General features: G+C 50.4%; 13 protein-coding genes. All 13 read left to right on the forward strand.

Going from position 1 to position 14566, the window contains the following annotated elements; all coding sequences use genetic code 11:
• Nucleotides 1-32: 32 nt before the first annotated feature.
• The 13 genes from ACESTR_RS08585 (at nt 33) to ACESTR_RS08645 (ending at nt 14559) form a co-directional block, all read left to right on the forward strand.
• Nucleotides 33-851, forward strand: a complete 819-nt coding sequence (locus tag ACESTR_RS08585; protein WP_009596480.1) for a DNA adenine methylase — start codon at nt 33-35, stop codon at nt 849-851.
• Between the two features lie 447 nt (nt 852-1298).
• Nucleotides 1299-1571, forward strand: coding sequence for a hypothetical protein (locus tag ACESTR_RS08590; RefSeq protein WP_195664918.1), 273 nt, complete (start codon nt 1299-1301; stop codon nt 1569-1571).
• On the forward strand, nt 1568-2932 hold the full coding sequence (locus ACESTR_RS08595; protein WP_278506968.1) for a hypothetical protein: 1365 nt from the start codon (nt 1568-1570) through the stop codon (nt 2930-2932). Before ACESTR_RS08590 ends, ACESTR_RS08595 begins: the two co-directional genes overlap by 4 nt.
• 4 nt (nt 2933-2936) lie before the next feature.
• Nucleotides 2937-3875: a hypothetical protein gene (locus tag ACESTR_RS08600; protein WP_346987715.1), complete on the forward strand. Its 939-nt coding sequence runs from the start codon at nt 2937-2939 to the stop codon at nt 3873-3875.
• Entirely contained in the window at nt 3875-4756 is an 882-nt protein-coding gene (locus tag ACESTR_RS08605; protein WP_346987714.1) for a hypothetical protein, read from the forward strand. Before ACESTR_RS08600 ends, ACESTR_RS08605 begins: the two co-directional genes overlap by 1 nt.
• A complete protein-coding gene (locus ACESTR_RS08610) occupies nt 4740-5171 on the forward strand; it encodes a hypothetical protein (RefSeq protein ID WP_195559541.1) in 432 nt (143 codons plus the stop codon). Before ACESTR_RS08605 ends, ACESTR_RS08610 begins: the two co-directional genes overlap by 17 nt.
• A 98-nt stretch (nt 5172-5269) precedes the next feature.
• Nucleotides 5270-5506, forward strand: a complete 237-nt coding sequence (locus ACESTR_RS08615; protein WP_018696647.1) for a DUF4160 domain-containing protein — start codon at nt 5270-5272, stop codon at nt 5504-5506.
• A gap of 7 nt (nt 5507-5513) precedes the next feature.
• Entirely contained in the window at nt 5514-5927 is a 414-nt protein-coding gene (locus ACESTR_RS08620; RefSeq protein WP_009596355.1) for a DUF2442 domain-containing protein, read from the forward strand.
• A gap of 156 nt (nt 5928-6083) precedes the next feature.
• Nucleotides 6084-6443, forward strand: coding sequence for a hypothetical protein (locus tag ACESTR_RS08625; protein WP_039939538.1), 360 nt, complete (start codon nt 6084-6086; stop codon nt 6441-6443).
• Nucleotides 6444-6447: 4 nt separating this feature from the next.
• Nucleotides 6448-10719: a phage tail tape measure protein gene (locus ACESTR_RS08630; protein WP_256128721.1), complete on the forward strand. Its 4272-nt coding sequence runs from the start codon at nt 6448-6450 to the stop codon at nt 10717-10719.
• Nucleotides 10716-12497 (forward strand): hypothetical protein, encoded by a 1782-nt coding sequence (locus ACESTR_RS08635; RefSeq protein ID WP_256128720.1) that lies wholly within the window; start codon nt 10716-10718, stop codon nt 12495-12497. The genes ACESTR_RS08630 and ACESTR_RS08635 overlap by 4 nt, the downstream gene beginning before the upstream one ends.
• 58 nt (nt 12498-12555) lie before the next feature.
• On the forward strand, nt 12556-13704 hold the full coding sequence (locus ACESTR_RS08640) for a hypothetical protein (protein WP_256128719.1): 1149 nt from the start codon (nt 12556-12558) through the stop codon (nt 13702-13704).
• 54 nt (nt 13705-13758) lie between these two features.
• Nucleotides 13759-14559 (forward strand): hypothetical protein, encoded by an 801-nt coding sequence (locus ACESTR_RS08645; protein ID WP_256128718.1) that lies wholly within the window; start codon nt 13759-13761, stop codon nt 14557-14559.
• The last annotated feature ends 7 nt before the right edge of the window (nt 14560-14566 follow it).

Genomic DNA, 14566 nt, shown 5'->3' on the forward strand with positions numbered 1-14566 from the left:
GCGATCTTCGCGGCTTGAAAATTCACTCAGCTATGAAAAACTACACATCGGCCCCTCTGCCGTTCATGGGCCAAAAGAAACGCTTTATCCGCGAATTCCGCAAGGCACTCCGGGAGTTCGATCACGCTACGGTATTCGTGGATCTCTTCGGCGGCAGCGGCCTACTCTCGCATGTCACCAAACGGGAGCGACCTGATGCCCGCGTTATCTACAACGACTTCGACGACTACCATGTACGTCTGGAGAACATCAAACGCACAAACGCACTACTCCATGATATCCGTTCGATCGTAGGTGATTACCCTACGGCCAAGAGACTGACGCCTCAAATGCGAACAACGATACTCGACACAGTACGGTCGGCCGAAAAGACCGGCTATGTCGATTATATAACACTTTCGTCTTCGCTGCTGTTCTCATCCAAATACGTGACAGACTATACGGAACTTCAAAATGCTGGGTTATATAATAACCTGCGGGCATCAGACTACACCTGTGAAGGATATCTCGACGGGATCGAGGTTGTTCACGCCGATTATCGGGAATTGTTCAATCAATACAAGGATATCCCCGGTGTCGTATTCCTTGTCGATCCACCCTACCTATCGACCGAGGTAGGGGTATATAAATGCCGGTGGCGGCTATCCGACTATCTCGACGTGCTGACCCTGCTTTCGAGTACATCCTACTTCTATTTCACCTCCAACAAATCCTCGATCATTGAACTATGCGAGTGGATCTCCGAGGCAAAGGTCAATGCGAATCCATTCCTTAACGCAGTGCGGAAAGAAATGGGAGCGCAGTTGAATTACAATTCCAGATACACGGACATTATGATTTATCGACGCTGACAGTTCTACAACACACATCAGGCCGGCCCTACGAAAGAGGGTCGGCCTTTCTCTTATCGGCCGTACATGGTTTGCGATCGGCTGTACCCCAGCCACACCTCCCAGCCCAGCCGCAAGCAACCATTCCCCGCCCCGAACCCCACCCCGGCAGGCCTTTTGTCATATATCGCCTTTTCGAGGGTCATGCAATCGCAACTCGTCGAGAGGGCGGGACGGCCTTAAATTTCTCTCAACAAAAATCGTTTTTCATCCGACCGGACAAACTATGCTCTATATCAACCGAATATCATAAAAACACCCCGAAAAGAGAGGCAAAAATCGGGCATTTTCAATCTACAATCAGCCGTTTCGACTTTCATTCCGAACTTTCTGCAATCAATATCATTCCAGCCCGGCACTCCGGGCCTTTGTCCTTTGCTTCGCAGGTCTACAATCTATTTTTGTGCTATGGATTTATGGGATGCAATAAAAGAGATGCGCCGCTTATCCGCCGAGGGGATTCCGTTCGGCTTTACGTTCATGTCCTACGACGCTACGGCTCGCGCAAGCAAAGGAGTGATCGAAGTTCGGCATGCCCGTCTGCTGAAACGTGAAAAACAGGAGAACCATCGAGATGCCGAATTCGTCGAGGCATATCTTGACCTAGACACCTGCCAAGCTCGGCGCTTTTATCAGCCATTGCTGATGAGTTTTAACGGTCAAAAAGTAATTTTGCAATGAATAAAACAGGAAAAGCCACCCAGATTTCGGATTTTTCATATGCCCTGCCGGTCGATGAGTGTGTCTATACGATCTCAACGGCTCAAGCGAACAACCTCGACACTCTGCTATGGCAAGCAGAACGGGAGAATTGGGAATATATGCCGCAGTATGTCGGTGGACAAAAGATCGTACCCTACGGAAACAACAACCGCCTGCCAGTGCAAATCCGTGACCTTATGGACGAAAACAATCTCGCCCCCGGTATTCTTGCACGTCAGAAGGGATTGCTGTACGGCGAAGGCCCCTTTCTGCGCAGCCTGCGTTTCGAGAATGGCGAGATAACGAAGGAGTTCAAGGATGATAGGGAGATAATGGCATGGTTGAAAGATTGGGACTACCTGAAGTACATCGACGCGGCGATGACCGACTACTTGTATCTCAAAGGATTTTTTGACATCAAGCTGCTCGAACGCCGCGGACGGATCTCCGGCCAAAGGCCGCGAATCGCAGCTCTGGAGTTTGTGTCTGCGAAAAATGCCCGCCTCGAATGGGCCGACACCCGTCGTCTTGAGGACGTAAGGCACATTTTCGTCGGGAACTTCGAGAACGATTGCATCGACACCGGCATCCAAACCTACCCGGTATTCGACAGCAGCAACCCGGCCAGATACCCCGCTTCGGCAGCTTACAACTCGTCTTACTCGTTCGCACGAGATTTCTATTCGATTCCGGAATATTGGGGAACTCTGCGCTGGATCATGCGAGGCTCCGAAGTTCCGGCCATATTCAAATACGTTACCGACAACGGGTTCAACGCCGCGTATCATGTTCATTCTCCAGACGGATATTGGGAGAAGAAGCGCACGTACATCCGCAAGAACAATCCGGCATGGAGTGATAAACAGGTAGAAGAGGAGATAGGCAAACTCACGGCAACCATGCTTACCAAGCTGACCGAAGTGTTATCCGGGGCCAAGAATGCCGGAAAATTCTTCCACACAGTGGATGTTTTCGACCCGCTCTCGCAACAAACCAACATCTGGAAGGTAGAGGCGATAGACCAGAAAATTAAAGACTTCATCGAATCGCAACTCAAAGTCATGGAGGCGGCCAGCTCGGCAATCACATCCGGCCTCGGTCTGCATGCATCTCTGTCGAACATCATGGTTGCCGGGAAGCTCGCATCCGGTTCCGAAATGCTTTACGCCTACAAACTCTTCATGATGTCGAACACCGCCAAACCCACATACGACATTTTGGAACCCATCAACCAAGCCATCCGCTTTAATTTCCCCGACACTGATTTACAACTCGACTTCTATCACAGCAAACCTTTGACCGAAAGCGAGACATCCCCCAATGACCGCATAAAAAACTGACGCCATGATTTTCAATAAAACGAAAAAAGGCTCCGCAGAGCTATACAATCTCACCGGCACATGGTACAAGGCGAATGACTTCACCGGGATCAGCGAGGATATCGTGCTGGCCCAAAACGAAGTTGTCAAACTGATCGGGAAAGCTACATTCGACCGGGCACACTCCCGGTATATGACGGACGAATATGATCCGGAAGTGTCATCCGATGATCCGGAAGACATGCTCGTACGGCGGGTTCAGTTGCCGGTGGCGTATAAAGCCATGCATCACTTCTACCAGCGAAACCTCGTGAGCCATGAGGACAGCGGCAGAAAGGTAAAAATCAGCGAAAACGAAAAACTGCCGTGGGCATGGCAGATCGAGAAGGACGATGCGGTTCTGCGCGATACATTCTTCCGAACGCTCGACGAATTGTATCTCTTCCTTGAGCAAACGGACATCAAAGAGTGGAAGGACTCGCCGCTGCGCACCCAGCAACAACAGTCGATTCTCCGTACCCTCGACCAATTCGAAAGCATCTACCCGCTCGACGGCTCGTTCTACACCTTCTATACACTTATACCCTTCATCCTCGAAGTGCAGCAGCGCTTTGTGAGGCCGATTGCCGGAGATCGTTATATGTCGCTCCTGTCAGACATAGATTCAGACATGGCTCTTGCAGCGCGGCGTTTTGTAGCTCTGAAGGCGATGGTGATAGCCGTCCAGAGACTTTCGGTGTCCGTATTCCCGATTGGAATCTCGCAGCGGTTTACAGATTCATTTCAGGGTAAAGGAGCCGGAAAGACCCCCTCCACCGATGCGTTGAAATTCTACCTTTCAGCCCTCGATCATCAGGCGGCAACCGCCCTCGAAGAGTTTCACGAGGCTTTATCGGCTACTGCGGAAAAATACTCTCTTCTACCGGACAACGATCCCCGAAACAAATTCTTTTCTGTTCAATAATGAATACGATCGAAATACCCGCTATCGGCGTATGCAGGGAAATCCCCTCGAAATGGAGCGAGATGACACCGGAACAAGCCCGCGTTACGATGCGCCTGCTTTGGGATATGGAATCCGGCCTCATATCTCCGCTTGAGTTTCATGTGCGCGTCCTCTATCTTCTCCTCGGTATCAAACGGACATGGCGTTCGGTAATGTGGGAAAAACTCAATCGAGCCGTTGCCGAACAGAAGAATGCCAACATTTTTCTGCTTTGCGAAAACCTCCTCGGCTGGCTGTTTACCGACACCGAGGACGGTCTGCTCCCGACATTCGACACCATACATAATCCGCTGCCCGAAATCCATATCGGCAGCCATCGTTTGCGTGGGCCGGCCGACGCTCTGCAAGACCTGATTCTCGTGGAATTTCGGAATGCCCTGATCGCCCGCGACGAATTCTTGAACACCCGGCAACCCGCGGCCCTCGACCGGATGATCGCTTTCCTGTATCGACAGCCTTCGAAGCAAGCCAACCGGGCCGGCCGGTGTATCGTCCCCATCCGTCACGAGACTTTTGAGCGGGACGTATGCCGTGCCCGCCGGCTAGCTCCGTGGCAGAAACAGACGATTCTCATGTGGTTCTCCGCCTGCGTCAAATTTCTCCAGACCGGGACGATAGTTGTGGCTGGGGAACAGATCGACATGCGCACGATCTTCAGCAGCGAGGAAACTGCCCACGATACCGGCCCGAAGTTCACATTGACAGATGTAGCCTACGAACTGGCACGGGATCGGGCACTCGGCACGCTGAACGACATCGACGAAGAGGGCCTATATACTATATTCCAGATTCTACACCACAACGTAAAGCAAGCAAAACGCAATGCAAAAACTCATTAACCTACTACGATATCTGGTCAATATGCGTGTAACGGAGAACGAGGTAATCCCCGTTGTCGATGACACGCACGGAACCGAGCGGCTCAAGAGCGCCGACGGCCGTCAGGTCGTGATTGCCTATCCATCACTACGGCAAACAGGAGAAACATCGAACTCCTATCAGGATCAACTCCCGGCCGCCATCTTCGTCCTCGAAAAGGCAATGGCCGGACAGCGTACCGATAAAGATGAACTCGAACAATATCTGTCGATGCTCGCTACGGTCGATATGATTTTGAAAACGTTACGGGCGGACACTCTGGGATATAACGCCTGTCCCCGTTTGGCCGGCATGACAATCAAGGTTGCAAATACGGTTCCGGTATACAAAGTATTCGGGAGCTGGGTCGGCTGGATGATTGAGATTGAATTCTGAACTCCGGCAAAATAATTGTAGGAATAAAAATATTCCTTTTTATTTGCAAGGGAATAATTTTATTCCTATATTTGTACCAGAAACCAAACAACTGCACAATGCCCATACTTTTTTACTATTTAGGACTGAAGTTCTTTTTTTACTCGAACGATCACGAACCAGTTCACGTACATGTCAGCAACGGAGAATGTGACGCAAAATTCATGATCGAACCGGAGATAAAACTGATAGAAAATTTCGGTCTGAAGCCACGGGAGTTAAAACACGCCCTCATGGGGATAGAAGAGAACAAAGAGGTGATTATTGAACGGTGGAAGGAGTTTTTCGATAAATAATACGAATATGAAAGCGCAAAAGATATGGTTCGAAAACGGTCGTATTTTCCTGACGACCGACGACGGCCGGACGGGCAGTCTGCTTCTCCGCGCTTTTCCCCGTCTGGCACGGGCAAGCGATGAGCAGCGCATGAAATACGAATTATCCCGGTCGGGTATTCATTGGCCCGAACTGGACGAAGATTTAAGTTTCGAGGGCTTTTTTGACCAGCCGGCGGAAACGTCGGACAACCGGGTCGCAATGGCTTTCGCCCAGTTCCCGGAAATCAATGTCCGCCAGATGGCTCGGCGCATGGGTATCAATGAAACCCTGCTTGCAAAGTATATATGCGGGTACTCCAAGCCCTCGGAAAAACGTGCGAAGGAGATCGAGGCCGCGCTGCACGACCTCGGACATAAATTAACACAAATCTCGATCTGATATGTTCGGAGCAATAGGCATAGGTTTACTTTTCGCGTGGCTACTGGCCAGCTATCTTTCATCTTCGCCAAAGGTGAAAAAGTAACTATTTTGCTCACATATCCCTGTCCTTTGTAGCCGCCTTCGGGCGGCTACTTTTGTTGCAAACTGCAACAAATGACTGTCAAAGGAGAGTACATACGGCGCACTTTGCTCGACGAGTCGAACCGCTGGCTGAAGAACCAGAATACAGTGCTGGCAACGAAGCTCCACTCCCGCACCGGCCGACTGGTCAATGAGCGTTCGATGTCTGTTTCCGAACAGGGAGAGATGTCGGCGACAATGACCTATCAGCACACGATCGAAGAACGGTTCCTCGACATGCGGGTTCTGCGCTATGGTTCCAAGCTCGTCCGGCGTGCCCGCAAGATTCACACCCGTTTTGCTTACGGACACTACGAGTCGATTGCTTCCCGGTTGATGTACGGTCTGACCGACGATGTTGTTGCAGAAATCAAGCAACAACTGACAGATTAGAAATATGGCAAAAGCACTTCGGGATGAAGATTTAAGGCTCAATATCATCATCAACGGCGACGCCGGGCGCAAAAGTATCGAAGACCTCAAACGATCCACCCACGATGGGAAGATCGCTCTTGATGCACTTATCGCTTCCCAGAAACAACTCGAAGCACAAGGGAAGAAGAACACCCCGGAATATCGTGCGCTTACGGCTGAGATCGACAAACAAAGCAAAGCACTGGATGATCAAAAGACCCGTTTACAGAACCTGATCCGACAGCAGTCGCTCGAAAAGATGACGTTGCGGGAATTGCAGCAGCATCATAGAACTACTATGAACGCTTTCCGCAATGCCGTCCCCCATACAGAACAATGGGAGAAGCTCCGCATGGAGTTGCGTCAGGTCGATGTCCGCATCAAGGCTCTCAAAGGATCAGCACGCGACACGGGGAACGTCGTGCAACGGATGGCCGGCGGGTTCAGCAAGTTCTTCGGCGCGATCACGGCCGGATTCGCCTCAATGTCGTTTGCAGTCATGGGCACCAAGAAAGCCCGTGCCGCCTTTCTGGAGTATGACGAAGCTCTAACCGATGCCCAGAAGACCACTTCAACAACAAAAACGGAGATCCGCGAAGTATCGGAAGAACTGAAGAAGATAGACACCCGCACCACCCACAACTCACTGCTTGACATTGTGCGAGTCGCGGGTAAACTCGGTATCGAAGGTAAACAAAACCTGCTCGAATTTGCCCGCGCCGGCGACAAAATCGGGGTTTCGCTGGCCCGCGACCTCGGCGGAAATGTCGAAGCGGCCATCCAACAGATCGGAAAACTCGTCGATATTTTCCATCTCCGAGAACAATACGGCATCGAGCAGAGTATGCTCAAGGTAGGCTCGGCAATCAACGAAATCGGCATGGCCTCCACGGCGGCCGAGGGTTTTGTCGTTGACTTCGCAAAAAGGGCGGCCGGTACGGCGCCGAACGTAAATATCTCGATTCAGTCCGTCCTCGGCCTCGCCGGCACCCTTGACAAATTGGGGCAGCAGGCCGAAACGGCAGGCACCTCCTACGGGCAGGTGATTACCGCCATGTACAAGCGGACAGAGGTCTTTGCCAAAATTGCCAAGATGAGCCTCGGCGAATTTCAGAAGCTCATGGGCGAAGATATGAACGAGGCATTTATCCGCGTTTTGGAGGGTATGGGCAAGTCTGGACAAGGCATGCAGTCGATCGTAAACGCCCTGAACTCGATGAAACTCGACGGGCAACGTAGCGTGCAGGTCTTGGGCGTTCTGGCGGCCAATACCGACGAGCTGCGCCGGCAGCAGGAAATCGCCAATCGTGCATTCGAAACTGGCACGTCTGTCATCGAAGAGTTCAACACCAAAAACGAAAGTGCCACGGCCCAATACGAAAAGCAAAAGAAAGCGCTCCATGAACAGGCCGTAATCCTCGGCGAAACACTGAATCCGGCATTCACCTCGACAACCTCGATCACCGTAACCTTTCTGAAGGCGCTGACGGGTCTTGTGAAATTCTTATACCAGACAAAAGGAGCGATTATCCCAATCGTTGCGGCCGTCGCAGCCTACAAAACCATAATGTTTGCTGCACACAAGGCGATGGTGATTTACCGAGCAGCTCATATTGCGTATATCGCCATTACGAAGCAGGCAACGCTGGTAACACAGGTATTCAACAGCGTCGTCAAGGCCGGGCCGTGGGGTTGGATTGCGACAGCAATTTCAGTCGCCATCGGTGCGGTAACTCTGTTCAGCGATAAGATTTTCAAAACCCACGAGCAGGTCAGGAATATAGCCGCCGAAGCCGCGGTCGAAATCGACAACGAGAAACGGAAGCTCAACGAATTGCAAGACGCAGCGACCCGCGCAGCCTCCGGGAGCCGCGAACGGGCCGAAGCGATCATGATCATCAACGAGAGGTACGGCAAGTACCTTCCGAAGCTGCTCACCGAGAAAAGTACCAACGAGGATATCGCCATTGCGCTTCAGTCGGTAAACACCGAATTGGAAAAGAACATCAAGCTCAAATTCCGGCAGCAGGAAGCGGAACGCATCGCCGGAGATGAGATGACAGCCACGAAAAAGGCGATCGCCGAAATCACGACCAAGTATAAAGAATGGGGCGACGAATCGTCGCTCACCGCCGATAAGCAGAGATTGATCGCCGCCGCAGTTGTCGATTTCACGGGTAAGATAAAAGCGGCCGGAGACGATTCTGCAAAACAACGTCAGGCAGTTTACGACCTTAACAAGGAACTGCAGAATCTGGGAATGAACTTCAGCGGTTCGAGGTGGAATCCTCACGGCCGGTATACTGCAATACGAAAAATCACCACAGAATTAAGCAACACTGTGAACGAAGGCCAGCAGGCTCTCTCGATGCTGGACACCATTTACGGCAAGGTCGAAGCACCTCTCGATCTGAACACCACCACGACCACAAATACAACGCCCACCGACCCGGACGATACAGGCAAATGGTCGCTCGAAAAAGACAAAGAGTTCCTGACCGCGAAACTGAAACTCAAGGAGAAATACCAGAACGGAGAAATCGTATCCGCGTCCCAATTTAACGAAGAGCTGCTGAAACTGGAAATTGCGGCATTGGAAAAACGCCTTGCGAAAAATATCGATGAAGGGGCTACGCGGCTCAAAATCCAGAACCAACTCGCCGACAAACGACTTGAGCAGAAGAAGGCGGCCGCAGCCAAAGAAGAGGAGATAAACAAACTTCTCCAGCAATCGGAAACCGATCGGATCAAGCGGGAGAACGCCGACTACGAACTGAAGAAAAAGAGGTACGCAGGCAACGCCGCGGCATTGGAAGCTCTGGAGAAAACCCACCAGCGCAACATCACCAAAATTCGGCTCGACGAGATCGACGATCGACTGAAGCGGGAAGAGGAGACCTATGAACTGCAAAAGAAACAGCTCAAGAACCGCCACAAGCAGGAACTCCTCGACTTCCAAGGCTCGGCCGCTGAACGCAAACAGCTACGGAAAGCCCAAGCGGAAGAAGAGTCCCGATTGGAACTCGAACACCTGACTCAACTCTCTGCGCAACTTAAAACGCTCATCGAGTCTGGAATGTTCGACGGCATCCAACTCGACACACAGCTTCTCTCGGCTCAAGAGAAGCAAAATCTCGTCAATCGTTTCGAAGATGTCAGGACAGCGATCATCGGCGTATTGGAAGTTCTCGGCGACGGGCAGCAGAAAACATTCTCTTTTGCCGGCAACGACCCAACGTTCATGGGCCTACCACAATCGGACTGGATGAAATTTTTTGACGTGCTGAAGAACGGGGCTGCTTCTACCGAAGAAGCGTTGCAAGCAGTACATGCCGCCATGACAGCGATTGGCGCAGCTACGGAAACGGCGCTGCAGGTATATACTACCTACGACAATATGATGACCAAAAAGGAAAACGCAGAATTAAAGAAATATCAGAAAAATCAGGATAAGAAGAAAAAAGCCAACGAGAAACGTGTCAAAGCAGGACTGATGACCGAAGAGCAAGCACAAGCAGAGGAGGAGAGAATGGCCGCAGATCTCGAAGCCAAACAAGAAGAGATGCAAATCAAACAGGCGAAGCGCCAGAAGGCCATGAACATCACCTCCGCCATCATCAATACGGCAACTGGTGTCACGAAAACACTGGCTGAATGGGGATGGCCTCTGGGTGCGATCTTTGCCGCTATCGTCGGTGCTATGGGAGCCGCACAAATCGCTATGATTGCATCAACCCCAATAACGACTGGCGCCGAAGAGGGCGGTCAAGTCATCGAGCGGATGCAGGACGGCAAAAAATTCAACGCCCGTTATTCTCCGGATAAACGAGGCTTCATCTCATCGCCGACGGTACTGGTATCGGAAAACGGAAAGGAGTATGTCGTTCCAGCGGCCGCAATGGATAACCCCTCGTTGATTCCCGTACTGAACACGATCGAAGCGGCCCGCCGGCAAGGGACACTCGGCAGCTTCGATTTCAATGCCGTATACCGGCAAAATACACCGGTACCCGGATTCGTATCCGGCGGCCCAACAGGAGATATCCCGTCATTCGACACAACAGACACGGGGCTTTCCTCTTTGGACGCAGGCACGGCCGGCAAATTCATCGCGGCCGTCGATCGTCTATGCGACGTGCTGAAGAATCCGATTCTTGCCTACGTGACAATGCTGGGCGAAAACGGAATTGTTGCGAAAATGAAAGAGTACAACCGCACGCGGGAACGTGGGCAAATTGGAGGCAAAAAACGATGATACAATTCCGATCCGAGGGCATAATCCTCGATGTACAGCCTGATCAGGATGTGACATTTACGCTGGACAATCCGATCTTTGAAGATGACAGGGTACCAGTGGCCGTTTCCACGAATGTTGAATTCAAACTGTCGCCGAAAAACTGCAAATTTTTCGGATTCACACCCGGCATCCGGCGGCGGCCGTCACGCAAGACTGCCGCCTGCGAGGCGTTATTCAATGGCATAGTCGCATTTCAGGGTGAACTGAAATATGACGACTACTCCGATAAGTCCTTACAATACTCATTCGTCGGGGCTGAATTCGACCACATCGTCACAGGAAAGCTGACCGACATCCCATTCTCCGGATTCGAGGACATCAAATTCTCGACGATGGTAGAAAACGCCCGTAAAGGACTATATGACGAGTTCGGCCTGCCCCAGATTATGCGCAAGGCAATGAGCGCCTCGATCGAGTATGTGACGTCGGGGCCGACGAAAGCAGAATGCTCAACGGTCGATAAATATGCGAACTGGCTTTACACCACCCGCCCTTATGTTGTCCCGGCGATCAAGGTACGCTATATCCTCGATAAAATCCTTCCGGAGTTAGAGCTGGGGGAACCGGAACTCGAAAAACTCCTCAATATGTTAGCGATCCTCGGACTTTACAAAAGTTCCGAATACGACAACCGATACGGGATAAAAGATACATCGCCCGGTGCCCGACCGGGGTTATATCCTACCCAATGTACGCTCGATCTTGCCGACTCAATGCCGGACATGGACTTGAGCGATTTTCTTATCAGTCTACTCAAAATACCTTGCTGCACGTTGTTTTTTTCCGGGAAAAAATATTTCCTGATGAGTAACAAGTCGATTCTCGCAAGCAATAAATTTGTAGACTGGACGGCCAAAGTCAGCGACAATTATTCGCTCCCCGCCTATGAAAAGAAAGGCTATACCCTCGCATTCCGTAACGAGGATGACAACTACACCAAGTCCTACGAAGAGGATTTGGGCCAAGAGCCGACCGATGAGATTATCGAAAGCTATTCCCTGCAGGACATCATCGACAAATACAGGGTGTCTCCCGACTATAAAAATATCAGACTGGCCCAAACCGGGGATATCTATTCAGGTAAGAAAATCGACGCTCTGCTCTATTATTCAGGACGCGGTGCCGCATGGAACAAATATACGACACCAATAGCCACTCTGGATATCGTACATCAAGCCGGGTTTACGAAAATGGAACCGGCTGCCGACTCGGAAGATCAAAACTACGACTGTTCGATCGACTTCACATGTCCGAAATGCGTTCCTTTAGCCGTATACCCGTCAAAGCAAATACATGCTGACGGATCAATCGAAGAAGCAGTTGGACTGAACGCCATAACTCCTATTGTAGATTTTCCCACCGCAGGCGGCAATCGCCCGTCAGAAGTGTATATCGGCTTACTGATCAAAAATAATTTTTCGGATAAAGGATATTATTTCGAAGGTGGCATTCCCGACCTTTCTGCTGGCAGCGAAGACCGAAGCGAGTACTCCCTTGCGATTGGAGGGGAAAATGGTTTGTACAACCGATTCCATAAACCCTACGCGGAGTGGCTGGCACGGGACAAAGAAATGCTTAAAGTCGATCTCAACCTGACCGCATCAGATATTGCAAACCTACGCCTCTGGGTCAAAGTGTTGGTCTTCAACGTGCGTTATTTGATAAAAACCCTTGAAATAACCGGCAATACCACTCACGACATCCTTCACTCGAATGCGGAGTTGGTCGAAGTGTAATGTCCTTTCAGTCCGCGCGTCATGTAGATATTTTTGTCCGAGAATAGAAGCCGAGCCAATGGTAGATACCTTCGAAATAATCGAGAAGCCCGAAGTTTGTCAGTTTTCTGAGAATTTGGGGAAAATGATCATCAGGAACAAAAATTTAAGCCTGACTTGTGTTTACATGACAGTAAGACTTGATGATGCAACTATATGCGACAAACAGACGCTTTATTACGATGCAGAGAGTTTGATAACGATCAACCTGCGGGACATCGTTCATACCCTGCTGGAATGTGAATTTCCACGACAAACCGGCGTTACTGACTTTACATATTTATCTATAACACTGACCGACACGGCAACAACCAAAACATATCGTTTTCAGGTCATTGCCGGCGGGGTCGCAGCTCCTCGCAAAGTAGGGCTGGATTGGTGGGCCAGAAACTTTCTGACTTGGCAAGGGCAAATCGTCACCATGCCGGCATGGCAACCGCAATGGTTATCGGTGGTAAAACTCAATCGAGATCCGCAATTTCTGCGAATCAAGTCGCGCCTATATACGGCCGAAGGAATCGAGCGCACACAGGACATTTTCACAGCATCCGAAGAAGGCATCGTCCGGATCAACGTTTCGTTCGAGCTACTCTGGCGTAATATCTGCGTTTCGGAAGAACTGACGCCGATTGCATACGACATCTACGGATTGAGACTGAACTCCGTCTCTGAACCCGATACGGCAGGTGCAAAGAACTACCCTTTCGCCCAGCGATATATTTTGCGGTCGGGCAACTTTCGAGACCGCTGTTTCTTATTCCAAAACTCGCTCGGCGGATTCGACACGATAATCGCATCCGGACTTTCGACATTACTTCCAGAAGGCGAGGTCGACACGTTCATCAATCAAGGCCGCGAAGTGGAATTAAGCAACGATTACACATCAATCTGGCAGCAAAACACAGGTTACATCAGTTCGAGCAGCATAGCCCGGCAATGGCAGGAGTTTCTGCACTCCAGCAATCGCTACCTATACGCAGACGGGGAGTGGAAACAAATAATCGTCACGGAGTACGAAGTCAAACACAAAGAGGCCGCCCTAAACAGCTACACCTTCAAATACCATTTGTCAGAAAAAGATGAAGCCAATTATTATGACCGGGCAGAACTTCCGGAACCTGAACTCCCGACCGATTTCTGGCAAATTCCATCAATACGGCTGGAATAAAGTTGTCCTTTCCGCAGCGACAGCAATCAAATATTTTTGCATAAAACAAGAACCATGACATCGTATAGACGCTGGAACATACTTACCGACCTTGCTTACATAGAAACATTCTATGAACGGCAAGGTGATGGTACCCTTGTAAAAGCGGCAATTCCGGACGCGGGAATCGATTTCACCATCGACTATTTTACAGACGGTACAACTCACTTCAAAGCGTCCCGCATTGACGGAGTTTACAAAGACTGCCGTCAGGTTGATGAATACTCGCTCGAAGTATTCATCCCGTTATCGCGCAGGCGCATGTGCAAAGGAGAACTTCGGCGGGAACTCACTTTGATAATACCGGATGACAATTTTTTAAATCAAATAAAAAGCATATGCTTCCCCGCCAAAACAGGGCTATTCCTTTGGTTTGGCCCATCAGACAATTTTAAGCAGACAGCCTACGGGGAGGCGGTAATTGCCACGATAATCAATGCCTCATACGACATTATCGACCTTACGAGTTCTGCATATCCGGCCACCTGTCTCAAGATTATGGAAAAGCTCGAAAAAGGTATTACGGCGAATATCTACATAAAAGAAAGGGCGGAACTCCCCCAACAATCCATTATTCAGGTTCAAAAAGTAGACGAAGGCTATCAGTTATTTACAGGAATATTCGAGACATCGGAGGAAGACGGAACAATCAAAATTTACCAAATCTACTATCTGGTAAATAGAACCGACGGCATCGTAACAAGGAAACGATACGATAGATTCCCCGCAGTGGCATCCGCGGGCGACTACATCAAAAAAACCGACCGTCTGATCCTCGGCGGATACAGCCCCGCCGACTTAAAAAGCAACGATTAAACATACA

Origin of the sequence: Alistipes sp. DJF_B185 (genome assembly GCF_964250025.1) — a bacterium.
Classification (GTDB): Bacteria; Bacteroidota; Bacteroidia; order Bacteroidales; family Rikenellaceae; genus Alistipes; species Alistipes finegoldii.